This window comes from Chloroflexus sp. (assembly GCF_049970315.1).
Classification (GTDB): Bacteria; Chloroflexota; Chloroflexia; order Chloroflexales; family Chloroflexaceae; genus Chloroflexus.
On record NZ_JBMFNE010000005.1, the window covers coordinates 160,820 to 186,161 of the forward strand.

A 25,342-nucleotide genomic window follows, 5' to 3' on the forward strand; every position below is an offset into this window, starting at 1 on the left:
GCGTTAAAACCCTTTGCGTCTTTGCCCACTTTGCGGCTATTGTTATGACCCCAATCTCGTCAGCTTCCCGTAATCTGCTAGTTGGCAAGCAATCAGCGCGATCATCGTTCGTAAGCGTGGAAACGTTGATTGTTCCTCACAACGGAGGCGTGTATGTCGATGATCAACCACTCGTTGCTCACTCCCTTCACGTTCGTCTTTGCCGGCGCGTTGGCGCTGATCATTGCGATCTGGAGCTGGCCAGCCGGCGCGCAAACCACCAGCTTAACCGTTTCCCCCACCGTGGCGCGCCAGAATGCGACTGTCACCCTCAGCGGCAGCGGCTTTTTGCCCAGTGAGACGGCCAGCATCTGGATTACCTACCCTGACTATACCGTCTATGGCGTGGCAGTGGTGACGATCGACGCGCAAGGCCGCTTTAACCACCCTTACCCGTTCGACTTCCTTGGCGCAACCTTCACTCCAACCGGTCGCTACACCTACACAGCACGCGGCTGGCAAAGCGGTCGGGAAGCGTATGCCAGCCTTGAGGTTGAAATGGCGCCGGCTCCCGGTGTGACGGCTGGCGTGCAGGTAACGGTTGATAAGCCTACCCAAGCCCAAGGCGCAACGTTCGCCTTTAGCGGCAGCGGCTACCAACCGGGTGAACAGGTCGCGCTCTGGTTGCGCTACCCGAACAACGCCGTCGCCGATTTGGGCACCCAGACCGCTGATCGGCAAGGACGGATCGGCCTCGCCATCGCCAGCAACAGCATCCCGGTTGGGCGCTACGCGCTGACAGCGCGCGGCTTGCAGAGCGGCAGCAACGGCATTGCCGATTTCGAGGTCGTGGCCGGCGATACATTGCGTCCGCGCGGTACGGCTACACTTACCGTCGGGCCAGGCAGCAGCCAACAACGCAGTGCAGTGAGCTTGCAGGGCAGCGGCTTTCTACCCAGTGAAGTGATCACCGTCTGGGCCACCTTACCCGACTACTCGACCGAATGGCTCGGTGACGTGACGGCAGCCGACGATGGCAGTTTTGCCGCCGAACTGTACCTGAGCGAGCAAGACCCGGCGGGCCGCTACGCGATCAGTGCCTACGGCAACCGTAGCGAGCGGCGGGCAGTGGCCGAATATACCTTGTTGCCGGGACGATAATAGCCACCGCAGCGAAGGCGGCGTATTGACCATGCTCTGCGACGCTTTACCTGCTCTTCGTCTTGGCTTGACCTTGCCATGATGCTGGCTTCATCAAGTTGGGCTACACTCGCCACGGGATTGGTACTATGGGGAAGGAGTGTAACCCGTGACCTTGCTGTACAACGCTGCCGACCTTCACATCCATACGATAGCCAGCGACGGCGCCGCCTCTCCCGAGGCGGTGTTGTCGTATGTAGCGGAAGAAACTGATTTGCGCGTGATCGCGATTACCGACCACGACACGCTTGAAGGGGCATTCGCGGCGCGTCGGTTAGCGCCGCGGTATGGGATTGACGTAATTGTGGGATGTGAAATCTCGACTGCGATTGGGCACGTCTTAGCCTTGTTTATCGAGCAGCCGATCCCTGCCGGTCTCGATCTAGCTACGACGATCAAGCTGGTGCATGAGCAGAGCGGGCTGGCGTTCGCTGCCCATCCCTTCGGCGCGCTGGTCGCATCGGTAGGGCGGCGGCATCTACTCGGCCCCGAACGCACCGATCTCGATTGGCATCTGCTTGACGGCCTCGAAGTGTTCAATGCCAGCCTGTGGAACCCGGCCAACAACCGGCGCGCAGCGCAGAAAGCGCAAGCGCTAGGGTTGACCCAAATCGGCGGCAGCGACGCCCACGATCTCGCGATGATCGGCTATGGGCGCACGCTGTTTGCCGGGACGAGCGCCGCCGATCTGCGGCGGGCATTGCAGCGCGGCGAGACCCAGGTGGTCGGTCAACAGTGGGGGTGGCGCGGTGTGGCCGGTGCACTGCGTGAACGGTTACGGCGTTGGAACTCCTTGTGGCCTATGCCGGTTAGGTAATGGTACCACTGCCTCTCTGCACTGTGGGAACGGCGGTGCCGTGCCCCTACGGGTGACACCCTTTGCGCCATTGCGTTACCGTCTTTGCGCCCTTTGCGCCCTTTGCGCCCTTCGCGCCATTGCGTTACCGTCTTTGCGCCCTTTGCGCCCTTTGCGCCCTTTGCGCCCTTTGCGCCCTTTGCGCCTTTGCGTTACCGCCTTCGCGCCCTTTGCGCCTTTGCGTTACCGACCTGTTTTACCGCGCCCATTCACCGATCGACGGGCCGGTTTCAAAGAAGATCGTCGGTAGCAGATCGAACCGCCGACTGAGCCATGGCAACGTGGTTTGCAGCAAGCGCCGGCGCCAGCGAGTGGGGAAGAGGACATTGAACAAGGCCCATGCATGGGCTGAACGTGGCGGCTGGCGGCGAGCCAGTGCAACCAACCACGCCGCCAGCCGCACCTGCTGCCGAACCCAATGCGGCGCTCGCTTCCAACGATCCAGAAATGCGGTCAGCTCGGTGAGTTCGAGCGGTGGAAAGTCACTTCGCCCGCCCCACCGCTCAAGATGATACCGTATGGCCGCACGCAACCGTGTTCCCTCGCTGCGGAACAACGTGCGTAAGCGCACCGTATCAGCTTGCTCGCGCTGAACCATCGTCACAAACCGTAATAAACACGCTCGAGTGTGCCACGCAATCGTCAGCGCGTCAACCAGATACGCCAGACTCGTCACGAGTTGTTGGGCAAGCGGATCGTCCGGTGGTGCATACATCGCCACCTGTTCGTACAGATGTTGCGCCTCCTGCACAGCTTGCTCCGTCCACGCAATGACCGGCTCGATCTCACCTAATGTCTCGACCAGATAGACCCAGACCGGCAAGGCAGCGGTGGGACGCATCCACCACACCCACAACAGCGAAGGTACGACAATGCCGCCGACCCGCCACATTCCCGGCGCGTGACCGAGATACCAACCCTGTTCGATCAAACGTTCTGATTCCAGGTACGCAGTTGTCACTGCCCGGACAAACGCAGGATCATAGCCGATTAATCGTTGATCAAACCATTCGCTCACAAACTGCTCGGCATCACATTCGGGATGCGCAGCAAGTGCGGCGGTCAACGCACTGCCGGCTTCCGTCCACAGATTCCAGCCATTTGGCCCAATCGACGCACCGCCGCCACCCCAACCACCGGTGCTGTTCCATGCCCATATCCCCACACACTGCGGTTCGTGAGCAGCACGCCGGATAGCAGCACCGTGCAAGCCGGTCAAGCCGGACGGCACCAACCCAAACAGCTCGTATTCGCGCCGATTTTGTAACTCGACGATCTGGCAAGGACCGTGCAGGCCTAACGTCGGATTGGGCGGCAACAGCCGGAAGAAATCGGCCGGCGTATGCTTGATCGAGACCAGCAGATGCGGATCGCGCTGATCGGCAAAAACAGCGGCGTAACGTTCCGGCGAGCAGAGCAAATCACCTGCCTCACCAATACCGAGCGTCCACGTGCGTATGATCAAGTGCCGGTCAAACTGCGCGCACACCGGCAGCAAGGTCGCGATCAGATGGCGAATCGCGGCCACCTCGTGGTAGATCAAATGGCCGGTATAGCCAGCGACATCATGCGCGCCACCCGTCTCGCCAATTCGTACAATCACACCGCTGACCATCGGCAGCGCTGTGAACAGATCGATCAGAGCCGCCCGGTTCAACGCCGCCAGTTGGGGGTTATCAGCCGCGATTGGCCCGACGACACGGCGCAGGTCGTTGGTCATCCACTGCATATCACAGGTGACATAGACCTGCATCCCGCGCGCAGCGGCATCGTACAACAACGGCAGCAGAGCACGGCGGTACGCCAGCGCCCGGAGACGGAAGGGGCTATCGGGTGCATAGTATGGTTGGGGCGGCGCGTGATCGAGCGTCACCAAATGGGCCAGATTATCGATGATGATCCCGGTATAGCCCTGCGCCTGCACTGCCGCCAGATAGGCCCGCGCCCGTGCCACACCGCGTTGCAAGCGCGCCTCATCGACATACGGCGGTGCCGGCAGATCGATCTGGCTAAAGGGAAACGACGACCAATTCCGCACTGGGGCGAATGGATCGATAAACGGACCATTGATATCGACGAGACGAAGCGAGAGCGTCATGCCTAGCACCTTTTCCGCTACGGGCCGAACAGGCTAACAAGGGCAGAGCGACGCTCTGCCCGTACAAACCGGTATCAAGATTTTGTTAAGTAATGATTATATCTGTTTAAAGAAAACGCTCAAGGGGAAAACAGGCAACAGCGGGGAGAGGAATTATCTCATAATCGATACAAGCAAACCTTATGGAATGCGGCAGTATGACTGCCGCATTCCATAAGAGCTACGACACATCATACTGGCGCGAACGCGGTGCGGGGATGTACTCAACCGAGGGACGACGCTGGGCCGTTTGCGGATACAGGGCCATCATCTGATAGATCTCATCCGGCATATTGGTACTGATCGGCAAGCCCAATTCACGAGCTTCGCGGACCGTAATCGGGTAGTCGTGGGTCCAAACACCACTGGCGAGTGTATGAGCGACCTCTTCAGCCTTTTCCACCGACATTTTATCACTGAGCAACTCACAAACTGTATGCTTGACCTGTCGGATCGCTTTCTCGGCAATATCGGCCATCATCAGCGTCTCATCATCAATCTCGCTGATCGGCTTGCGTTCCAGCACACGCAAGATCGACGCCGCCGGATGCTGGCCCAATTGCGGGTCAACCGGCCCCAATACAGCATTCTCGTCCATCACAATCTCATCGGCGGCGAGCGATATCAATGTACCACCCGACATCGCATAATGTGGGACGAAGACCGTCACTTTAGCCGGATGCTTCTGCAACGCGCGGGCAATCTGCTCGGCGGCCAACACTAACCCGCCCGGTGTATGCAAAATCAGGTCAATTGGAATGTCGCGGTCGGTCATCTTGATTGCCCGCAACACCGCTTCGGAGTCTTCAATGTTGATATACCGCACCAACGGAAAACCGAGGAGACTCATCGTTTCCTGACGGTGGATGAGCACAATCACCCGACTTTTGCGCTTGCGTTCCAACTGTTCAAGCAGTCGCTGGCGTGCCACATCGAGCATGCGCTGCTTAATCACCGGCTGCAACGACGAGATGATGAAAAAGAGCCACAGCAGCGAGAAGAAATCCATACTTCACCTCTGGACAAACTATCACCATGGATAATACTGATCAAGATAGTAGCGCCGAATGTAGCGCTGCTGTCGAAAGATAGGGGCCAACACCAATCCGGCGATAAAGCCGCCGATATGGGCCCACCATGCCACACCGCCCATCGCCTGCACATCGATCAAAATTGAAAAGACGCCGTTAGCCAATTGTGAAAGAAACCAAAACCCTAGATACACAACTGCCGGGATTTCAACAAACCAAGGTAAGAAGAAGATTGGGACAAGCGTAATAACCCGAGCCGAGGGATAGAAGAGCAGGTACGCCGCTAACACACCACTCAGCGCACCACTCGCACCCACCGTCGGAGTTGGTGACGTTGGGTTAAAAAACACATGGGTCAATGCTGCCGCCACACCGCAGAGCAGGTAGAAGATTAGATAGCGCTGGCTACCCATTCGATCTTCGACATTATCGCCGAAGATGTAAAGCGCCAGCATATTGCTGAAAAGGTGAAGCCAGCCGCCATGCATAAACATCGAGGTAAAAATGGTGAGCCACTCGGTCGGATCGAGCGGGTTGGTCAGGAGACGCACCGGCACTAAGGCTAAGCTATCAATCCAGGCTTCGGCGAGCTGCGCATTACGCGCCATTAATAAGAAGACCACCACATTCGCTGCCAACAACGCCCAGTTAACCGCCGGAAACGAGCGTGAGGGGATCGTATCTTTTAATGGCAGCATACTGCCTCCTCTCGATATGCTTGATCAACATCATTATCATAATCGGTATGCTCAATGTGTTGCTCGGTCAGGAGCTGCACAACCGGCTTGCAACATCGCTAAACCATGGGCTGCCGAGGGCGAAACCAACACGGTGAGCTGCATATGTGGCTCGATCCGGGTATAGGCGGTTGCAATCCATTCACGATTGCCATCTCGACAACGAACAATAATGCAGCCGGGAGGTAAGCCCAATTCGCGAATCGTGCGCCCGACGAAAGGCGCCTCTGGCGCTACCGTCAGCTCAACCACGACCGGCTCCGCCAACATATGGGCAGATGGCGTATGGCGCAGATCACGGCGCAGGAGTGCTTCGTAGATCGGTCGATCGCGCAATACTTCAGCTACAGCATAGGCAAAAAAACAAGCCAACAACAACGGGAGCAATTGATTGTAGTTACCGGTCATTTCCGCGATGAGGATGATGCCGGTGAGTGGGGCCCGCACAATGCCGGTAAACAGAGCTGCCATCCCGACCACCCCAAAGACTTCGGTCTGCGGCGCTAAGAATGGTGCAATGCTATGCGCCGTCTCACCGACACCGTAGCCGATAAGCGCACCTAAAATCAGCAACGGCGCAAAAATACCACCCGGAGCACCGGTCGCATAACTCAGCATTGTCAGCGCAAAACGAACCGCAAGGAGGATAGGCAACAGGGTCAGATCAATCCGACCACGTAAGACATCTTCGGTAAAATGGTGACCACCCCCAATCAAGTTCGGATACCACCAACCAACTAATCCAACACACACGCCGGTTAGCATCGTGTAGGCAAGTTTTTGGCGTGGCCGGAGCCGAGCAACCCCTTCCAGCATCGCCAGCAGCACCTTGTTAAACACGACCCCGGCTAAACCACAGACTACTCCCAGCACGATAAACACCGGCAACGTACTGAGCGGCTGGATCGGATAATCAGGTATTGCAAAGACCGGCAATTGCCCGGTAAACAAGCGCGTGATGACATTCGCCACCACTGCGGCCACGAAAGCTGCACCAAACACCGACGGACGAAAGTCGCGCTGCAATTCTTCCAGCACAAACACGAGACCAGCCAGCGGTGCATTAAACGCCGCCGCCAAGCCGGCCCCTGAACCGGCTGCAATAAGAGTCAAGCGCTCGCGTGGACCGCTGCGCAACAATTCGGCCATCCCACCACCCAGCGCACCACCGATTTGCACACTTGGCCCTTCCCGTCCTAACGCCAAACCACCACCGATTGCCAACATACCACCGATTATCTTGACCGGAATAATTCGTCGCCAACGCAAATCGCGTAAGCGGTACAACACTGCCTCAATGTGAGGAATCCCACTACCCGATGCCTCCGGCGCATAACGACGAGTCAGCCAGACAGCCAACGTCGCACCGGTAATAGCCCACACGACCGGGAGCAACCACCCTACCATCGGCGCTTGCTGGCTCCATTCGATCAGCTTGGTGCGTGAACTATCACCGAGACCGAGTAGCCCGCGAAACAGCAAGGTCACGCTGCCAGAAAGGACACCAACCCCAATGGCGATAGGCAATAAACGCCGCCGCTGCTGGCGCGAATCGAGAAATTCGGCCAACTCACTGGCAGTGACTTGCTCCTTCACCGTAGAAACAGAACTCACGCCAATCTCCCTCCGACCAAGGATAGCTCGATACATCTAATGAGCTATCTCACAGACCCGCTTCAACCGCTCCATCTGCACCTGCACGTCAAACTTCATAAACGGAGCTATCGTCAGAGGCCAAATGATATCGAGACCGGGAATCTTCAACCGATACTCGATCCGGTTGTGGATCAACGTCTGATCGGTACGATCCTGCCACGGCAACCACTGCCACGCATCAAACCCCTCCCAGAAGCCATCGAAAGCCCACAACACCAGACCGGGCCGTCGTTCGGCCACTACATAGCCGGCTTCAAGCAACGGGCCAACGCCGGTGAGACGCAAACGCCACGGTGCACCGGCATCAAAGCGCCAGCCATCGAGCGGCGTAAACTGCACTGCCGGCGATATCCAACGTTCCATCAGCGCCTGTTCAGTCATCACCCGCTCAACCCGATCCATCGGTGCGTTGACGATCACAAATTCCTCAAGCAGATAGGGAAACGGCGATTGCATGCGATGTTCCTTCCCATCACGGAAACGACCAGATCGCAATATTATCAAACTGCACCTCGACCCCACCCTCTGCACGGTAACACGCCGTCGAAACGCCGATCCGTCCGCTCGGATAGGTTGTGTCGTTCACCTCAGCAACCAGCACATCGTTGATAAACACCCGAATCCGCGCACCCTGCCGAATCACGCGCAGCCGGTTGAAGGTATCAACCGTCGTCAACCGGCGTGGATCACCTTCGGCGAGTATGACCGGATCGCCCGCTGCTGCAATGACCGAAAGCCGATAGTAATCTATGAACAACTCGAACTTGTAAAAGCCAACATCTTTCTGGTGCGCAAACACCAACGCACAGCTCCCATCACCACTACCACGGGCGATTCGACAATCAACTTCGGCGATAAAATCGGTAAAGGAGCTGAGTTCGTACAACTCATACGATGCCCCCCGCCCCGTCCAGAACACTTTGAAGACACCGTCTTCGATAACGTCAAGTTCGACTTCTTGAAACACACCGGTAAACCATGCATTGCGGTTATCGACAAACTCATCGTAAAACACCCGACGAGCACCGGCAAACAGCGCAGCAATCTCTATCTCAAGCGCATGCGCCGTCTGCGTCACGATCTGGATGGCTTGCACAGTACCCGCCTGAGCTGTACGGATCAACGTGGTTGCTTCAAGCGGGGTAGGTTGTCTTGCGACACCAGTTACCGGTGTCGCCGTGGGTAAGATACCGGTGATAGCCGTGGTCGTCGCTGTTACTACGGCGAACGGTGATGGCGAACCGGCTACCGACGATGACTGCGTAAACGTACAGCCAACACCACCGCCGACCAGTACCGATACGATCACCGCCAAGAGGATGAACCACCTGGTAATAGCCAATATCCGCGGTACCGGCATCCGCGCACCACACTCGGTACAGTATCGTTTCTGCGTCGCCGGTGCTCCACATTGCCTGCAAACGCGAGGGTAAGCCATAGTCATCGACAATACAAACAAGAATAGGCGGTAGCACAGCTCATCATCGTGCGGCGCTCCGCCTATCTTACACCACTTTTCAAGATACAGCTCAACAGTGTATCAACCGTCGCCTAGCCCAACCCATTCGTCTGCCACCACTGAACAGCCACACCTACGGCGGAAATCACCGCCGCAGCGAGTAACGATTCGCTCTATGCAAAGCCCAATCCAAAGACGGCGACGAAGAAAATGATGCAAAACACGATTACGAAGACGGTGATGTAAGGATGCGAGCGAATGAAGGATAACACGCGATGATCCTTTCGTTGGTGGCTAGATACCAGGTTGGCAACCATGCACCCATTGCCTAACCATGGACGACGTCACCATACTACCACATTCTTGCAACACCTATCACCCATTTCGCGCACCGGCTTTATGCACACCCGCTAAACTCCCGCCGATCACACTCACCGGAAGGCCACTAGCAGCACGGTACGCTGCGACCACACGTTGCACCTCAGCCTCGGCATCCGAACGACCAAACACCACCAGCGTAGCCCGGGTAGCAACCACCGGTTGGCGAACGCCAAAAATTACCGGCGCCACGAATCGCTCGGCTAGTGCGTCGGCGTGTGGATCGGTCAAGCCCAATGCCGCCTGCGACCAATGGCTCTGCGTGAGCAACTCACCGATCAACCGCACGTCATCTTCGCGCTGCGCGCGATGAGCAGCGGCACGTAACAAAGCCAGCGCAATTCGACCACGCTGCTGCTCTTCGAGCGCAAACATCGCCAAAGCCGCCAACGAACCAGCACTCTCGCCGGCAGAGTCGGTCGTCGATAACCGTTGGCGCCCTCTGCGCAGAAAGTCGTTAAGGCCCATCGCAACTAATGCTGCACCGGGTTCAGTAGACGCCCCGGCAAGTAACCGGTCGATCTTTGCAAACGCCGCATGCACCCGTGCCAGCGGTTGGCGCGGTTCATCACCAACGCGAATTGTCCAAATCGCATAGCCGGCGGGGAGATGGACGCTTCCCGCGAGCTGTGCACTGTGAGGCCAGACGGCCAACACCTCATTTGCCGCCGCGCAGACGGTAGCAAACGCACCGATCAGCTCACCCCCACGCCGATCAAACCGGACCAACCCTTCGGCGCAGGTGATGGCAAGTTCACGTGGTGACAGATGAACGCCATACGCCGTCACTAATGCTTGTGCGACGGCAGCTATCACCGCTGCGGCCAGACCGGGCAGATTCGGGTTGAGCTGGAGCATCACCCGCGCACCGCCACCAAACCGCACAAACTCCTCGCGCATGAGGGCAACCCACGCCATCAGCGCTGGCCCCCACCACGGGCTACGCGGCGGTTGGTAACGGTCAATCTCGGCTACGACATCTTCGTATTCGCGCGGCCCACTATGCAAGAAGAGGGCCGTGCAAGGGATTGAATCGATGCGTGTCTCCAATCGAAAACGGATGACCGGTTCGGGATCGGGTTGCAGCGCAACCATTACCCCACCGCCGGTAGGCCAGAGCAATGACAACATCCCGGCCTCGGTGACAAGACCACCGAAGAGGTCAACCCAACCCGGCGCACGTACCAACGTAATCGAGCGATCACGGTCAAAAAAACCGCCTCGCTCGGCACGCACTCGTTGGGCAAATCGTTCCAAGTCGGCTACCATAGATGGGTTATGCTACCGGAGCAGCCATAATCGCTGCGCCAAGCTGCGGCGAGAGATCGGGAAATTGAAGATCTTTTAGTGTGATCGCACAAATACCTTCACCACGTCGGGTCAGACGGTCGAGCACGTGCGGATCACCAGAATCGGGACTGCGCAACACAATCTCACTCTCACCGAGCCGGATGCGCGCTTCAGCGGGAAAAGCTTGCGGCGTCACACCAAGCAAAGCGGCATACCGCCCGACACTCGCGACCAGATCAGTTACCGCCACCACCACCTCAGCAATACCTTTTGCACCGTTGCTGTGCCCCCAAAAATCGGCATCAGGCACCCGATACGCCCGATCGGTAATATCACCGCAGAGAAATGGTAAATCAGGACTTGGCGGCCACGCTGTCTCCCACGCGAGGCTGATGCTATCGGGCCGGATCCGCCCACCAGGGATCGGCCCGTTCATCATCAGCCCACGGTCGGCAGCAGTAGCAACTGCAATCGTCGTGTTGGTTGGTAGCAGAGCAAAATCAATCAATCCAGGCCCAGCCACTACATGCCGCCACCAGCGGTGTTCCGGAGCCGGTCGTCGAAAAGCGATCAACTCAAGATAGGTACCATCGGGAAAACTGATCAGGGCATTGTGTGTTGCACCATCGGCATGTTCTCCGCCAGGAGCAACAACAAAACCGGCTGCCGTATACGCTGCTATTGCCGATGCCAACTGTTCCACCAGGATCACCACGTGATCAAGCGCACGAATCATAGCACCCTCATATGAATACGCAACAAAGACGACAACTGCATCGACAGTGTTATTCCCAACAAGCCGATCAATGTTTGACAGAGCTGGGCCCACGTTGTTGGCATCCGTATCTTTCTTCATTATAATCGACAATACATGAATCGTGTACGAGCAAAGCAAGGGAGCCATAGCGATGAGTGAAGAACGCTTTACCGCGCTGGTGGTAGAAGAAGGAGCCGAAGGCCGGCGGGTTGAATTCCGTGAATTACCGTTAAGCGCATTACCGCCCGGCGAGGTACTGGTCAAAGTCGCCTACTCGACACTCAACTACAAAGACGGCCTGGCAATCACCGGCAAAGGTAAAATCCTGCGCACTAGTCCACTAGCACCGGGAATCGACTTCGCCGGTACCGTCGTCGAGTCGTCCGATCCCCGGTACAAACCGGGTGATGAAGTCATACTGACCGGCTGGGGTGTCGGCGAGCGGCATTGGGGCGGGTTTAGCCAGTACACGCGGGTGAAGGGCGAGTGGTTAGTGCCGCTGCCCGCCGGAATGAGCTTGCTGCACGCGATGACGTTAGGCACCGCCGGGTTTACGGCGATGCTGTGCGTGCTGGCCCTCGAACGGCATGGGTTCATCTCCGGTCGTGAAGTACTGGTCACCGGCGCTGCCGGCGGCGTGGGCAGCGTGGCAGTGGCGTTGCTGGCCAAAGCCGGGCACAAGGTGATCGCCGCCACCGGCAGACCCCACGAAGAGGCCTACTTGCGCGAACTCGGCGCGAGCGGCATCCTTGACCGCAATACCCTCACCGCCCCCGGTCGTCCACTTGAAAGCGAACGGTGGGGTGGCGCAGTCGATACCGTCGGCGGAGCGGTGCTATCCGGTGTCCTACGGGCAATGGCGATGCGTAGCGCAGTCGCCATCTGCGGTAATGCCGGCGGCGCCGAGTTCACTACGACCGTGTACCCATTTATCTTGCGTGGTGTGACGATGATCGGCATCGAATCGGTGATGGTGCCGCGCGAGGAACGACTCGCCGCTTGGGAGCGGCTTGCCCGTGACCTTTCACCTGAATTGCTCGACCGGATGACGACAGTCATTCCTTTTGCCGAGCTGCCCACTTACGCCGAACAAATTACAAATGCGCAAACTCGTGGGCGAATTGTCGTGGATATTAACCGATGAGTAGCGTCTTAACCCGTTCTGCAACCGTAGCCGATGCGGAGGCGATTGCCGCGATCTACAACCAAGGCATCGCCGACCGCATCGCCACCTTTGAAACGCGACCACGCACGGCCGAAGAAGTGGCAGGCTGGTTCGGCGATCGATTTCCCATCGTCGTGACCATCATCAACGATCAGATCGTTGCCTTCGCAGCCACTTTTCCCTATCGTCCCCGCGACTGCTACGCCGGGATCGCCGAGTTTTCGGTCTACGTCGAACGTGAATGGCGTGGGCGCGGGATCGGCCGACTCACTATGCTGGCCCTGATTGAGGCAGCTACTCGGGCCGGTTTCTGGAAGCTGCTCTCGCGGGTGTTTGTGGAAAACACCGCTAGCCGAGCGATGTTGGCTTCGGTCGGCTTTCGTGAGGTCGGCATCTACGAGAAGCATGCCCGTCTCGATGGCCACTGGCGTAACGTGGTCATCGTCGAACGGTTGATTGCCGAAAATCTCGCCGATAGGGAGATGTGATTATTGTTACACAATTTTCTTGCACCGTGTTGACGCACACATAGTCAATAGATCATCTGCGTATGATCAACACTGCTTAGACTGCATACGGCGATGTAACGGTATCATCAGCATGCGCTGTATGTGGTCTTTGCGGCTTTTGTTGGTCTTATCGGTCACAGCATTCGTGCTAGCAGCATATGGTACTGGCGGTAGTACTGCCAACCAGAATTGCCCTATCGTCATCGCATGGCTCCCTAGCGAATTGGGCGCAGAACTTAAGGATGCTCGTGAAGCGCTCAGCGCGGTGGTCGGTGAGGTATTTGGACGTCCGGTCGAACATTGCACCACCACGACCTGATCGTCGTGCGCCGGATGCCCGATCCGGTGATGCAGCAGGTCTTTGTCAGCGGGAAGCCGGTGTACACCTTGCAGGAGCAGAACGAACCGCTACCCTTCCCCGACCGCCACCGGACGGCTGAAGAATTGCCGGCCCCACGCGAGCATCGTTAGCAACGACCAGCGAAGCAGCCCTTCGGGGCCAATGGCAAAGAGCAGCGCCAGCGGCACGCCGCTCAGCCAGCGGCCCCATTCAGGTGGTGGTTGACCATCAATTGAAAACATACCGAAATAACGCACACTATAGCCGTTAAAAATTCCGATCGCATCAAGACCAACGACTGCTAGCCAGAACACCAGCGCTGAAACGCCCCATTGCCGTGCAAGTGTGCCGGTCGGCCAAAAGATCAGCTCGATAAGACTAGCTACGAGATAGACTACTCCCAACACCAAAATTGTGACATAACCGCTACTCTGTAACGTCGAGATCATCCAGATCACAAACCGCTGAAAACCTTCACTATGGCCGAGTAACCACTCGGTGGTAAACACGTTGCTCTCAAACCACCACCAACCGGCAATGGGGAGCACAGCAAGGGACAGAAGCAATTTCAGATGTCGCATAGTAGTTCATTCATAAAGAGTAAAAGTCGACTCAATTATTATTATAGGGGCAAGTTGCAGATTGCGCGGATACGAGCTAAGTCTGGCATACCGCAGCCAAGGTGCCACCTTTTCCCCATGCTGACCCCAGCGTTGCTTAAAGCCTAACCGGATGCTGTTATAATATAGGTAGAGAGACGTTGCAATGTAACGTCTTTAATTAACTTTCTCCATGAGATGTGTGCTGCCTATGTCTGCTATCACCGAAACTCTCGATCGCGTGTTTGACCGGCTGCTGTTTCTACCACCTCAATCACCAATCCCAGAACCGGTTGACGAACCGGCGGTTGATGAGGTAACCGAGCTTGAAGATGCTTTTCCTGCGAGTCCCGGTGAGCGCGCTTTCAGCCTCTCTCTCTTTATTTCGGCAACACGCTGTACCCTGCAATACGTGCTCTTGCCGGTTGTGCTGCCGTTGATCGGGCTAACCACTGACATCTCTTTGCCGATGGTGATTTTGCTCGATCTACTGGCAATCACAATGCTCGTCCGCAGCCTACGTTACTTCTGGCAGACACGCCATCCACGTCGGTTCGATATGTTACCACTGTCGAGTGTGATCCTCTTTATCATTCTTTTTTCGCTCGGTTTTGATATTTGGCAGCTCCTCTCATAGTCCCAAATTGTCTACGCCAGCAATATCGTATTAATGATCTCTGTCGGTAGCCTGAATGGCTTACCGACAGGTTCCACGATACTTCCCACTGCAAACGATTGGCGTAACCGCAGTATACTAAGGATAGTATTAGTTTCTACATCCGGTAGCAATTCGTATGACCGATGATGCTGCACTATCCTCAACGTCATTACCCATCGACATACTCTCAACAACGGCACTCACTACTATCGTCGGATGCCTCGCCGAGTTTGTCCTCATCCTTACCCCTGACTACATCATCTACTTCGCCAACCAGACCGTGACTACCTTGCTCGGTTATTCCCCAACCGACCTTCATCACAAATCACTCTTAGAACTGGCTCATCCCGACGATCAAGCAGGGTTACAGCAGGCTCTCCAATCGTCCGTACAGCAGTGTATCCGTCAACCGATACGAGTACGACTACACCACGCTGATGGTGGTTGGCGGATCTGCGAGCTGATCTTATGCAATCACTGCACCGATCCGAAGATCAAGGGGATCATCGTCAATGGTTACGATGTCACTGCCTTACTAGCCGCCGATCACGCCCTGCGTCACAGCGATCTACGCTACCGCCAGTTACTCGAGCTCGCACCGTGGATGATTCTGATAAGTAGTTTTCCCGCCGGGATTATTCGCTACTGCAACCCTGCCGGCGCCCGCATCTTCGGGGTAAGTGATCCTGCCGAACTGATCAACGAACCGCTTACTGCATTCATCTCCGGCGAAGAACACGAGCAGATGCACCAACGGCGCGTTGAGTTGAGCGAGGGAAAAACGCTTGAACCGGCCCGTTACCATATCTATGCCCGTGATCAAGTTGTGCGCGTGATCGAGACCCAAGGCGTCCTTATCGAGGGTTCTGGTGAACGACAAGTACTTACCATCGGTCACGATGTTACCGACCGGATCGAGGCTGAACGACAGCTCAATCTGCGCGCGCGCGTGCTAACCCAGATTCAGGAAGCTGTGATCGTCACCGACCAGAGTGGAGCTATCGTCTATCTCAACGATATGGCCGCCTATCTGTATGGGGTCAATCCCCAAGCGGTGATTCACCAACCACTTAGTCGTCTTTTTACGGCTGAACCGCTCCCCTATCAATCGCTCCAGACCTCTACAAACAGTAGTATGCAAGGCTGGCGCGGTGAATTGATCCACCGCTTACCTGACGGTCGTAGCATGATCGTTGAGGCGAGCATCGATCCACTTTACCATAATGAAATGGTCAACGGCGGAACATTGATCGTGGTGCGTGATATTACTGCCCGTAAACAGGCTGAGGAGCGGTTACGTTTGCTCGAATCGGTAGTAGTTCATACAAACGACGCAGTACTCATCCTCGATGCCGAACCACTCCATACTCCCGGCCCTTTCATCCGCTATGCAAACGCTGCTTGCAGCCGCCTGACCGATTATGCTTCACACGAGCTGATCGGGCGTAGTTTACGCATCTTGCACGGACCTGCGACGAATCCCGATGCGCTGGCGAAGTTATGGACTGCGATGGAACAACACACCCCGATCCGTCTTGAATTGCTCTATTATACGCGTACCGGTGCCCCGATTTGGGTTGATGCTAGCCTCTCACCCGTCATTAACGAATCTGGCATCGCCACACATATGATCCTTTTGCACCGCGATATTAGTGCCCAGAAGCTCGCGGTGTTTCTCGAACAGGATCGGTCTGAATTATTAGCCTTGTTGTTGCAGCACGCTTCGATCAAGACGATTCTGGATAAACTCGTAGCTCTCATTGAACGTCAACGCCCGAATTGGTTGGTGTGGGCCGTTATTAATAATCATGCCGTAGCGTACAGTAGCCGATTGGCCGAAGAATCTGAGCAGACTGCCCCACGCTTACGCCAATGTATCTTCCACCACAAAGATAAGCAGCCGATTGCTATCGATTTACGTACCCAATGGGAGTGGTTACACCATTACGGTGTTACCCATGGTCTGATCTGGTCAATTACCGGTAGCAATAGCGCATTAGCCATCTTTTACCCGCAAACCGATTGGCCGAGCGAATCCGATCAAGCGCTCTTGCGCGTGGTGACCGACCTTTTACATTTGATTGCCAATCACGTGCATCTCAACACGCAACTGCAATATCAGGTGCGTTACGATGCCCTTACCGGCCTACCTAATCGGAACCTTTTGCAAGAACGGATCGCTCTCGCCATCGATAACGCCCGCGAACAACATCATCTGGTTGCACTCCTCTTTATCGATCTCGATGGTTTTAAACAGGTGAATGACTCGCTTGGGCATCCCGTCGGAGACCGTTTTCTCAAACATGTTAGCCAGGCCTTCGCTGCATGCGCCCGCCCCCAAGATACGCTGGGCCGCATGGGAGACGATGAGTTTCTGTTGCTGATGCCTGATCTGCCTGATGCACGATTAGCCGATATTGCCGCTCAACGCTTACTCGATGCCCTTCAGACGCCGTATGTCTACGATGGGCATGAATTGCGCTTAACCGCCAGCATCGGGATCAGCCTCTTCCCGCGCGATGGCGTCGATGTGGTGACCTTGCTCAAGAATGCCGACAGCGCCATGCATCGCGCCAAGGAACTCAAACGCAGCGGTTTTCTGCATTACCGGCCCGAACATAGCCGACGCGCCTATACTCGCCTCGCGCTGGAAGCCCAACTGCGCCGCGCGCTTGAACGGCACGAACTAGTGGTGTACTACCAACCGCAATACGATTTAGTCAGCGAAGGCATCACCGGCGTCGAGGCACTGGTGCGCTGGAACCATCCGCAACGCGGCCCGATTGCTCCCGGCGAGTTTGTGCCGATTGCCGAAGAGAGTGATCTGATTATCGAGATTGGGTCGTGGGTGCTGCGCGAAGCCTGCCGGCAAGCAATGGCATGGCAACAGGCTGGCTATCCACTCTTGCGCATCAGCGTCAACGTCTCGGCCCGCCAATTATTGCGGCCTGAGTTCGTGGCCGAAGTGGCAGCGGTCTTGCACGCCACCGGTCTGCCGGCCCAGTATCTCGAACTAGAGATTACCGAAGGCGTGATGCTTGATGACCCGATCTTCGCGGCGCACCAGATCGATCAGTTGCGCCAAATGGGGGTGCGAATTGCGCTCGACGATTTCGGGACCGGGTATTCGTCGCTCGCCTATTTGCGCCAGCTCCGCCTCGATGCGCTCAAGATTGACCAAGCGTTTGTGCGCGCCATTGACGAACAACAGAATGTTGTCACGAACAGCCGTGCTCTGTTGCGCGCGATCATTAACCTTGCCCACAGTCTTGGGCTGGCTGTGATTGCTGAAGGCGTTGAGACCAACGAACAACGTACTGCGCTGATCAGTATGAGCTGCGATGTGTTGCAAGGCTACCTGATTGCACACCCCATTCCCGCCGATGAGGTGTGGCCCACGATTATACGGTTGAAAGGGCGGCATACGCCAACTGATTGAAGACGCCAAGGGGGCAAAGGCGCAGAGGTGTTACACGCAAAGACGCCAAGAACGCAGAGGGCGCAAAGATGGTTGGGGATGGTGATCATCCTCGCGACCTCATCTATTCCCTCTGTGCCTTTGCAGTAAACCTTATTCTCCTCCGGGATAGAGGAACACCCCCCCTCTACCGGCACCGGGATTTGAGCGAGAATGCGTTCGAGGATCGCCGTCGTCGTCTGCCCACGCAGCCGCGCTTCGGCAGTAAGGATAAGGCGGTGGTTAAGAGCCGGAACCACTATCGCTTTGACATCATCGGGTAAGATAAAGCTCCGCCCGGCCATTGCCGCTCGCGCCTGCGCTAAATGAGCCAACGCCAGCGAACCACGTGGGCTAGCGCCTAGCTCAATATCGGGATGATCGCGCGTGGCACGGGCAATTGCTACCAAATACTGCCGTACCGGTGGGCTGATTGCGACGGTGCGTACTGCTGCTTGTAGCGTGCGAACGGTTTCGGCGCTGACAACCGGCGATACAGCGGTTGGGTTGGCCGGAATTAACGAGCGCCGGACAATCTCCTCTTCTTCGGTGGCACTTGGGTAGCCCATCGCGACTTTGATCAAGAATCGGTCGAGTTGTGCCTCCGGTAATGGGAAGGTACCCTCCAGTTCAATCGGATTCTGTGTCGCGATAACGAGAAACGGGCGCGGCAGCGGGCGCGTCTCGCCGTCGATCGAGACCGTCCGCTCTTGCATGGCTTCGAGCAGCGCGCTTTGGGTGCGCGGCGTCGCCCGGTTGATTTCGTCGGTCAATACGATCTGGGTAAAGATCGGGCCGGGACGAAACTGAAACTCGCCTAACTTTTGGTTATAAAACGAGAGACCGGTCACATCAGAGGGCAATAGGTCTGGGGTGAACTGGATGCGCTGAAACGTACAACCAAGCGCACCGGCGAGGGCACGGGCAAGAGTAGTTTTACCTGTACCAGGTACGTCTTCGAGCAAGACATGCCCTTCACAGAGCAATGCTGCCAGCAAAAGGTCAATAATCGCTTCCTTACCGACGATGATCTGGCCAATCCGAGCGCGAATGGCGGTTACGACCCGGTGAATCTCGGCAATAGCGGTTTCCGAAACGGTGGACACGATGCAACTCCTTGCCGGTCAAAGGCTCTCAATGGTATCGTACCACGATCCCAGCATCGCCGGTGCGCCGGTTGATATGGAGTGCGGCAGTGCAGCTGCCGCACTCCACATGTTCACTGCTGCCAGTGATTGCTGGAACACAAGGTGCAGCGAACCGCCAACCAACAACATTACCCCCATATCAAGCCGCGCCATCAGCAGATAGTACCCCTCACTCCCGCCATTGCTGGCCGCAAACACCGGATTGCCCACTGTCACCAAGGCGCGCGTATTGGCGGGGTTCGGCGTCACATTCACCACCAGCACCAGCCGGTCATTGGTAAGCGCCGCTGCGATTGCCGGCGAACTCCCCGCTGTTGCCCCCGGCGCAGCCAGCGCCGTCCACAGCCGGCGTTGGCCGAAGTCAGGACTAACCACTAATGCAAACGGCTCGCCCGATTCGTAATTGCCGAGGGTCTGGCCAAAGAGTTGCATCGCGCTGCGGCCTTGCAGACAACAAGCGGTATCACCCACAACCAGCAGCGTCCCGTCAGCCGCCGCTGTCAACGCCTGGATCTTGATCGAATTGCCCTTGCCATTACTCAGGCGAGTGAGCAGCCACTGCCCGCGCAACAGCGTGCCGGTCGCCGGATCGAACCGGCCATACCACGCCAACGATTTTGCGCCGCTGAGATTGAACGGATTGTTGTATTGGTCGAACTTGATTAACTCGCTCGCGCTCAGCACGCGGTTCAGATCGGCAGGATCGCGGCCAAAGATGGAATTGCCGCCATCGGTGAAGCCGGCGAAATAGAGCAGACCATCCGCCCCTAGCGCCAAATGCCGTCCTTCGCTGTCGGCAGCCAGATTCGCCCCCTTGACAGCCGCGTCGCTAAAGCCGTAGCGCTGCCATGCCACGCTGCCATCAACGAGACGGTAGGCGCGCAAAAAGGCCACTTTCAGATCAGAAGCCGCTTGGGTGTAGCCAGTGGCAACCAGCAGCCCATTCGCCGTATCGAGCGCAATATCGGCGACCGCAGTGCCGGCCACGACAATCGCCAACGGCGAGCCGCCAGCAGGCGGATAGACCAGCACCGTTCGATCGACGGCTCGCAACGCCGCCACCCGACCATCAGCGCCAATTGCACAACGCGCGATCGCACCCGGCGTCGCCCGCCACCGCACCGTCACCAGATCAGGTTCCAACACGATCACCCCGTCTGGCCCGCACGCGACGGCGCTGCCATCGGCGGCTAACGCCGCGTGGTTGAGTGTCGCAGCGACTCGCACCACCCTGCTGATCGTCCGCCCATCGGCGGCAATTTGGATCAACGCGCCAGCCCCACCCTCCGGCACGATCGTCTCTGGCGCATCAGCCAGCACCGGCACATTCCCCGCCAGCACCAATGCGCCGGCAGGGGTAAACCCCACCGCGACCAGCCTATCATCTTGCGCACTCCCCAGATAACCGGCCACCGTAGGCGGCGGAGCCTGCACCAACGGCACCCACACCGTCACCGGGTTGGCTTGGGCTTGGACAGAAGCGAGTGTAACGACGAACAGCAATGAGATAATGATCAGAAATTGACGCATCCCAACCTCCTTATGTTACGGCAAGAGCGCGGCAGGCGATCACGCTGCTGTATCTCGCCCCAAGCAATCTGCTCCAAACGCCCAGTCCAACACACACCGGTTAGCAACCTCTTGACCCAACGATACGTTCACGAATGCCCAGCATCGTCCCATGCTGGAGTGCAGCAGTTTAACTGCCGCCCCACTCAGCGCCTTCACCCCTATGCTGGAGTGCGGCAGTCTAACTCTAACTGCCACCCCGCTCAACACATCCATACCGCCCGATTATGGAGTGCGACAGTGCAACTGCCGCATTCCACAGTTATCATTTCACATCAACCGGTAACGCTCACCACCCCGTCTGAAACTGCCACCGATAGGTAAACGGTCGCCCATCGTAGCTACCGCCCACCATCACCTCAATCGTTGCCAACGCCGGCAGCGGCTGTGCTGGTATGATCACGATCCCTTTATGGCCAACAGGCAAATCGGTCGAAACCGTATGCGGCAACATCGCACCGCCCACCACCCGCAGCTCGGTCGCCGTGACCACTGGAGCATTGCCGAAGTAGCGCCAGTGCAGCGTGATCGGATAGATGGTCGCTGGCACCCCTTGTTGGTTGGCCCCCGGATAACGCACCGGCCAGCCGGGATAATCAACACCTTCATTAAAATTCGACAACACATCGAGAGCTGCCGCACTCTGTACGCCATTCGCCGTTGTATAGAAACCGAACCCAACTACCTGCAACGTTGGATACAACATCCACAGCCGATGCCCAACCGACTCCATCCAACTATCGATGGCATGCACCGGTTGCCACGTTGTGCCCAAACCAATCCAGGCGTTGCCGTTCTGAGCACAGCGCTGTCCTGCCTGCGATGCATACGGAAGCGATGGATTTTGATTGTGAGTCAGATCGTTGTTCTCGGCCATATAGCGGGCATGCTGCCAACATTGCTCACTGAGCGTTGCATCTTCTTGCACTGGAGCCAAACCGGCTGCCGCTCGATACCTATTGAGCCGCTCCAACCAATTACTCGGTAAAACTGGCGTCGGAGCAACATCGGTAGGTGAGCCGAATACCTCCCGACCCAGCAGACCAAGCAACACCACATCTGGCCCAAGCTGCGTATGCAACTCAAACCGTGCCCGCTCGAACCACTGCGTCAGTACCGTATCACCTGACGAGTTTGTCTCTATCCGTGGTTCGGTCAGCGGCAAACCAAAAAGTGCCAAACTCTCCGCTTCACTAAACCCCGGTCGCCCATCAAACTCAAGTCCATGCGATTGCCAATACCGCAGAAATGCATCACAGACGAGATGTTGGGTTTCAGCAAAATAACGACAACCGACCTGCTGCGTCACCGGCGCTTTCGGTTCGTTTTGCCACGGTGTCCCCCGCCATTGCAGCAGATCATCGCCCAACCGGCCTAGCAAGACATCGTATGGCCGCCCTTGTTCGGGATGGAGCTCAAAACGATTGCGCTCAAAGAGCTGCACGAGCCGCGCCCGCCCTTCGACTGCTTGGGTAAAGGCGGGCGAGATCGGAAAGCCGAACACTGGCAACCCGCCGTTTTGCCGCCAATACTCGGCAAACCGGCCTTCAATGCAATTGGGTACTTCAGCGAAACAGATGCGGGATTGGGCCTGCGCGGATTGCACAGGCAACAACGCCAAGAACATCACAACACTGGCGATCAGGTTGATCAAGCCGCGCCAACACCACATTCCAGCCTCCTCACAACGCGCTCAACCGGCAAGTCTGCAGGCTATTGTACCAACCCAACATTGGCATAACCAGCCTGACTTTGGTATGATGTAAGTACCAAGATGGCACCCTCGTCTGCTGTCATCACCGGTGTCGTAGGCCCACTGCCTTGGCAAAGTCGGTTGAAAAGTTCAATGCAAGGAGGGACACAATGACTCAGACCACGGAATTTGCAACTCGGATCGATCTGCCGCTTGAACAGCGGCGGACATTGACCGCGATGCTCAATCAACAACTGGCCGATACGTTCGATCTGATGAGTCAAACAAAGCAGGCCCATTGGAACGTTAAAGGCCCGCACTTTATGGAATTGCACGAACTATTTGACGAACTGGCCGGCCACTTGAACGGTTTCGTCGATACACTGGCCGAACGGGTCACAGCCCTCGGCGGTATGGCGATGGGAACCGTCCGCATAGCCGCTGGGACATCACGCCTGCCTGAATACCCTACCGACATTATCGACGGTATGGCGCATGTTGCTGCGCTGGCCGACCGCTTCGCCGCCTATGCCCATACAACCCGGCGAGCTATTACGACCGCCGCCGATCTGGGCGATCAGGCTACCGCCGATCTGCTGACCGAAATCGCCCGCACGATTGACAAGGATCTCTGGTTCCTCGAAGCCCATTTGCAGGGATAGCACTGTGACCCTTCGTATTGCCTGCGCCGCGGCGCTGATCTGCGTTGCGGCGTTGATTGGCGCCGCCTGCGCTGCGCCGGCGCCCGCGCTAACCGTGACCTCAGCGCCCACGGCGACCGCCGCGCCAACCGTGTCCCCAGCGCCCACGGCGACTACAATGCCCACCGCAGTGCCAGCCCCTACGGCAACCCCGGTGGCGCGCCAATTGACGATCTGGGTCGCCGAACCGGCTGAGGCCCAATCTGCGATTGCCGCCGAGTTGCAACAGGCTGCGCAAGCCGGCAACTTCCAACTCGCCATAATTCCCCGCGACCCCGACGGATTGCTCATCAGCCTCGCCACCGATCGCCTGCTCGGCCTGCCACCGCCCGACCTGATCTGGGCCGATCAAGAGGCATTGATCGGGTTATTGGCCGATCAGGTACTGGCCCCGCTTGATATTCAACTGCCCGACGATCTCTTACCCGGCTTGCGTACTCTAGCGAGCAGCAACAATACGCTGTGGGGAGCACCAATTACCGCGCAAGATATGCTGCTGCTGCTTTACCAGCTCGATCGCTCGCCGCCGGCGACGGCTGCTGATTTGGTGGCGGCAGCACAAGCGGCCCGCACATCCGAACGAGCCGGCTTTGTACAAGGTTGGGGCGCGGCCCGTTGGTTCGCACCGTGGTTTTACGCTGCCGGTGGCTCATTTACCAACCCCGACGGTACTGAGCCAACTCTCGACACACCGGCAATGACGACAACCCTTACCCTCCTTCGCGACCTCTACCGGGCTACGCCACGCAACGGTGATAGTTATGCGCGTGGCCAACGTCTGCTAGCCAAAGGATTTGCCGCCTATGCAATCGATGGTGACTGGGCCTGGGCGACCTATCACGCCATTAGCGATACATTCCAGATCGGGATTGCGCCACTACCCTCGTTCAACGATAACCCAGCCCGCTCACTGATCGGCGGCAGTCTGTTGATGCGCTATCGCGATGGACAAGCTACGCCAGAGGATGTGATGACACTGCTGGCAACTCTCTACCAACCAGAGGTGCAACTGCGGCTGAGTGCAGCCCTAGGCCGCCTACCGGCCCGGCGTGAGTTGTTAACCGACGCCAGCATCCAAACTGATCCGGTCCGGGCTATAACCGCGATGCAAGCGACCGACGCCCCCGGCCTTGCCCCGACACCTGCCGCCCGCTGCGCCATTTTCGGCGTCGAATCGTACCTGTACAGCGCCACCACCGGCGATCTCCCGATCAACGAAGCCCCTCTCCGTATGCAACGCGCAGCGTTGGCCTGCTTGCACCAATTCGTGCAACCCTAACCGGCTCGGTAACGTCATATTCGACAAATGCTTGGGCTTTAGCTACCGTGCAGCATCCTACATCAATCACGATTGAGTTAGAAGAAGGATAGCGCTATGCACTGCCCGCATTGCAATACTGAACTACCCGACGATGCGCGCTTCTGTATCGAGTGTGGTACCGCGGTGCGTATCGCAACCGGTGAAACAGTGCCATTGTCGAGCAGAGGCAATACGACCATTACCTGCCCACATTGCCACTCTATCAATCCGCGTTATGCCCGTTTCTGTGTGCACTGCGGTCAGTCATTGTCGGCGAGCGGGCCGGTGGTATCCACCCCGCCATCACCACAGCTCCATCCAACCTACCAAGTATCTAATTGGAACGCAACGTTGCTCTTGATCGGAGCCGCTTTGCTCATCCCGATCATCTTTCGCTTACCACCCATGATCTGGTCCAATATCCTGATGGTTATCGGGATTGCCCAACTAATCTTTCACATTCGCCGTGGCACCATCCGATCTGGGATGCGCAATGCGATCTGGTTGTTCGGCATGGGAGTACTGTTCCTGATACCGAGACTGCTTTTCCCCGGCCTCATCGTATTGGTTGGGCTGACGTTGCTGCTCGAAAGCTGGCAATGGCGAGGGAAGAGGTCGTAATCGAACAGAGTTGAGTTCGTTACCCATCAGTCTAGCTCACCCCCTCACATCTACTACCATTACACCGGTTCACCAGTTGTTGCACGGCGCGTACTACCGATA

21 protein-coding genes and 1 pseudogene are annotated in these 25,342 nt (G+C 57.2%); 10 read left to right on the plus strand and 12 right to left on the minus strand.

What is annotated here, in order from left to right:
* The first annotated feature begins 153 nt into the window (after nt 1–153).
* Entirely contained in the window at nt 154–1,140 is a 987-nt protein-coding gene (locus ACP5OT_RS05695; protein ID WP_428112797.1) for a hypothetical protein, read from the plus strand.
* A gap of 148 nt (nt 1,141–1,288) precedes the next feature.
* Nucleotides 1,289–1,996, plus strand: coding sequence for a PHP-associated domain-containing protein (locus ACP5OT_RS05700; protein ID WP_428112798.1), 708 nt, complete (start codon nt 1,289–1,291; stop codon nt 1,994–1,996).
* 235 nt (nt 1,997–2,231) lie between these two features.
* Here the strand turns inward: ACP5OT_RS05700 and ACP5OT_RS05705 are convergent, their stop codons facing one another.
* The 8 genes from ACP5OT_RS05705 to ACP5OT_RS05740 all read right to left on the minus strand — a co-directional run bounded on the left by ACP5OT_RS05705 (nt 2,232) and on the right by ACP5OT_RS05740 (nt 11,459).
* On the minus strand, nt 2,232–4,133 hold the full coding sequence (locus ACP5OT_RS05705; protein ID WP_424676517.1) for a hypothetical protein: 1,902 nt from the start codon (nt 4,131–4,133) through the stop codon (nt 2,232–2,234).
* A gap of 220 nt (nt 4,134–4,353) precedes the next feature.
* Nucleotides 4,354–5,181, minus strand: a complete 828-nt coding sequence (locus tag ACP5OT_RS05710) for an SDH family Clp fold serine proteinase (protein WP_428131598.1) — start codon at nt 5,179–5,181, stop codon at nt 4,354–4,356.
* Between the two features lie 21 nt (nt 5,182–5,202).
* On the minus strand, nt 5,203–5,901 hold the full coding sequence (locus tag ACP5OT_RS05715) for a rhomboid family intramembrane serine protease (protein WP_424676519.1): 699 nt from the start codon (nt 5,899–5,901) through the stop codon (nt 5,203–5,205).
* Between the two features lie 51 nt (nt 5,902–5,952).
* Nucleotides 5,953–7,554 (minus strand): H(+)/Cl(-) exchange transporter ClcA, encoded by a 1,602-nt coding sequence (clcA, locus tag ACP5OT_RS05720; RefSeq protein ID WP_428131601.1) that lies wholly within the window; start codon nt 7,552–7,554, stop codon nt 5,953–5,955.
* Between the two features lie 36 nt (nt 7,555–7,590).
* A complete protein-coding gene (locus ACP5OT_RS05725) occupies nt 7,591–8,052 on the minus strand; it encodes an SRPBCC family protein (protein ID WP_424676521.1) in 462 nt (153 codons plus the stop codon).
* A gap of 16 nt (nt 8,053–8,068) precedes the next feature.
* Nucleotides 8,069–8,956, minus strand: coding sequence for a family 16 glycoside hydrolase (locus ACP5OT_RS05730; protein ID WP_428131604.1), 888 nt, complete (start codon nt 8,954–8,956; stop codon nt 8,069–8,071).
* Nucleotides 8,957–9,430: 474 nt separating this feature from the next.
* Complete coding sequence (locus tag ACP5OT_RS05735) at nt 9,431–10,702, minus strand: hypothetical protein (protein WP_424676523.1); 1,272 nt, start codon at nt 10,700–10,702, stop codon at nt 9,431–9,433.
* 7 nt (nt 10,703–10,709) lie between these two features.
* Nucleotides 10,710–11,459 (minus strand): VOC family protein, encoded by a 750-nt coding sequence (locus ACP5OT_RS05740; protein WP_424676524.1) that lies wholly within the window; start codon nt 11,457–11,459, stop codon nt 10,710–10,712.
* 172 nt (nt 11,460–11,631) lie between these two features.
* Between ACP5OT_RS05740 and ACP5OT_RS05745 the strand changes: the two genes are divergently transcribed.
* The 3 genes from ACP5OT_RS05745 to ACP5OT_RS05755 all read left to right on the plus strand — a co-directional run bounded on the left by ACP5OT_RS05745 (nt 11,632) and on the right by ACP5OT_RS05755 (nt 13,473).
* Nucleotides 11,632–12,624: an MDR family oxidoreductase gene (locus tag ACP5OT_RS05745; RefSeq protein WP_424676525.1), complete on the plus strand. Its 993-nt coding sequence runs from the start codon at nt 11,632–11,634 to the stop codon at nt 12,622–12,624.
* On the plus strand, nt 12,621–13,133 hold the full coding sequence (locus tag ACP5OT_RS05750; protein WP_424676526.1) for an arsinothricin resistance N-acetyltransferase ArsN1 family A: 513 nt from the start codon (nt 12,621–12,623) through the stop codon (nt 13,131–13,133). Before ACP5OT_RS05745 ends, ACP5OT_RS05750 begins: the two co-directional genes overlap by 4 nt.
* A 121-nt stretch (nt 13,134–13,254) precedes the next feature.
* Nucleotides 13,255–13,473, plus strand: coding sequence for a hypothetical protein (locus ACP5OT_RS05755; protein WP_428112806.1), 219 nt, complete (start codon nt 13,255–13,257; stop codon nt 13,471–13,473).
* 89 nt (nt 13,474–13,562) lie between these two features.
* On the opposite strand, the gene ACP5OT_RS05760 is transcribed toward ACP5OT_RS05755, so the two are convergent.
* On the minus strand, nt 13,563–14,075 hold the full coding sequence (locus ACP5OT_RS05760; protein WP_424676527.1) for a hypothetical protein: 513 nt from the start codon (nt 14,073–14,075) through the stop codon (nt 13,563–13,565).
* 229 nt (nt 14,076–14,304) lie between these two features.
* Between ACP5OT_RS05760 and ACP5OT_RS05765 the strand changes: the two genes are divergently transcribed.
* Both ACP5OT_RS05765 and ACP5OT_RS05770 read left to right on the plus strand, forming a co-directional pair.
* A complete protein-coding gene (locus ACP5OT_RS05765) occupies nt 14,305–14,730 on the plus strand; it encodes a hypothetical protein (RefSeq protein ID WP_424676528.1) in 426 nt (141 codons plus the stop codon).
* 157 nt (nt 14,731–14,887) lie between these two features.
* A complete protein-coding gene (locus tag ACP5OT_RS05770; RefSeq protein ID WP_428112807.1) occupies nt 14,888–18,190 on the plus strand; it encodes a sensor domain-containing protein in 3,303 nt (1,100 codons plus the stop codon).
* Nucleotides 18,191–18,351: 161 nt separating this feature from the next.
* On the opposite strand, the pseudogene ACP5OT_RS05775 reads toward ACP5OT_RS05770, so the two are convergent.
* From ACP5OT_RS05775 to ACP5OT_RS05785, 3 genes and pseudogenes are all read right to left on the minus strand, one after another.
* A pseudogene (locus tag ACP5OT_RS05775) lies at nt 18,352–19,314 on the minus strand (AAA family ATPase); the annotation flags it as partial.
* 18 nt (nt 19,315–19,332) lie between these two features.
* Entirely contained in the window at nt 19,333–20,886 is a 1,554-nt protein-coding gene (locus tag ACP5OT_RS05780; RefSeq protein ID WP_428131606.1) for a hypothetical protein, read from the minus strand.
* 328 nt (nt 20,887–21,214) lie between these two features.
* Nucleotides 21,215–22,597 (minus strand): CAP domain-containing protein, encoded by a 1,383-nt coding sequence (locus ACP5OT_RS05785; protein WP_424676531.1) that lies wholly within the window; start codon nt 22,595–22,597, stop codon nt 21,215–21,217.
* A gap of 191 nt (nt 22,598–22,788) precedes the next feature.
* On the opposite strand from ACP5OT_RS05785, the gene dps reads away from it, so the two are divergent.
* The 3 genes from dps (at nt 22,789) to ACP5OT_RS05800 (ending at nt 25,240) form a co-directional block, all read left to right on the plus strand.
* Complete coding sequence (gene dps / locus ACP5OT_RS05790; protein ID WP_428131608.1) at nt 22,789–23,280, plus strand: DNA starvation/stationary phase protection protein Dps; 492 nt, start codon at nt 22,789–22,791, stop codon at nt 23,278–23,280.
* Nucleotides 23,281–23,284: 4 nt separating this feature from the next.
* Nucleotides 23,285–24,598, plus strand: coding sequence for an extracellular solute-binding protein (locus ACP5OT_RS05795; protein WP_428131611.1), 1,314 nt, complete (start codon nt 23,285–23,287; stop codon nt 24,596–24,598).
* Nucleotides 24,599–24,694: 96 nt separating this feature from the next.
* The gene (locus tag ACP5OT_RS05800) at nt 24,695–25,240 is read left to right on the plus strand and encodes a zinc ribbon domain-containing protein (RefSeq protein ID WP_424676534.1); all 546 of its coding nucleotides are present in this window, start codon (nt 24,695–24,697) and stop codon (nt 25,238–25,240) included.
* The last annotated feature ends 102 nt before the right edge of the window (nt 25,241–25,342 follow it).

Coding starts and splice junctions, on each gene's coding strand:
- ACP5OT_RS05695 (WP_428112797.1), top strand. CDS start 154: ATGTCGATGATCAACCACTCGTTGCTCACTCCCTTCACGTTCGTCTTT.
- ACP5OT_RS05705 (WP_424676517.1), bottom strand. CDS start 4,133: ATGACGCTCTCGCTTCGTCTCGTCGATATCAATGGTCCGTTTATCGAT.
- ACP5OT_RS05710 (WP_428131598.1), bottom strand. CDS start 5,181: ATGGATTTCTTCTCGCTGCTGTGGCTCTTTTTCATCATCTCGTCGTTG.
- ACP5OT_RS05715 (WP_424676519.1), bottom strand. CDS start 5,901: ATGCTGCCATTAAAAGATACGATCCCCTCACGCTCGTTTCCGGCGGTT.
- ACP5OT_RS05725 (WP_424676521.1), bottom strand. CDS start 8,052: ATGCAATCGCCGTTTCCCTATCTGCTTGAGGAATTTGTGATCGTCAAC.
- ACP5OT_RS05730 (WP_428131604.1), bottom strand. CDS start 8,956: ATGCCGGTACCGCGGATATTGGCTATTACCAGGTGGTTCATCCTCTTG.
- ACP5OT_RS05735 (WP_424676523.1), bottom strand. CDS start 10,702: ATGGTAGCCGACTTGGAACGATTTGCCCAACGAGTGCGTGCCGAGCGA.
- ACP5OT_RS05740 (WP_424676524.1), bottom strand. CDS start 11,459: ATGATTCGTGCGCTTGATCACGTGGTGATCCTGGTGGAACAGTTGGCA.
- ACP5OT_RS05745 (WP_424676525.1), top strand. CDS start 11,632: ATGAGTGAAGAACGCTTTACCGCGCTGGTGGTAGAAGAAGGAGCCGAA.
- ACP5OT_RS05750 (WP_424676526.1), top strand. CDS start 12,621: ATGAGTAGCGTCTTAACCCGTTCTGCAACCGTAGCCGATGCGGAGGCG.
- ACP5OT_RS05755 (WP_428112806.1), top strand. CDS start 13,255: ATGTGGTCTTTGCGGCTTTTGTTGGTCTTATCGGTCACAGCATTCGTG.
- ACP5OT_RS05760 (WP_424676527.1), bottom strand. CDS start 14,075: ATGCGACATCTGAAATTGCTTCTGTCCCTTGCTGTGCTCCCCATTGCC.
- ACP5OT_RS05765 (WP_424676528.1), top strand. CDS start 14,305: ATGTCTGCTATCACCGAAACTCTCGATCGCGTGTTTGACCGGCTGCTG.
- ACP5OT_RS05770 (WP_428112807.1), top strand. CDS start 14,888: ATGACCGATGATGCTGCACTATCCTCAACGTCATTACCCATCGACATA.
- ACP5OT_RS05780 (WP_428131606.1), bottom strand. CDS start 20,886: ATGCGTCAATTTCTGATCATTATCTCATTGCTGTTCGTCGTTACACTC.
- ACP5OT_RS05785 (WP_424676531.1), bottom strand. CDS start 22,597: ATGTGGTGTTGGCGCGGCTTGATCAACCTGATCGCCAGTGTTGTGATG.
- dps (WP_428131608.1), top strand. CDS start 22,789: ATGACTCAGACCACGGAATTTGCAACTCGGATCGATCTGCCGCTTGAA.
- ACP5OT_RS05800 (WP_424676534.1), top strand. CDS start 24,695: ATGCACTGCCCGCATTGCAATACTGAACTACCCGACGATGCGCGCTTC.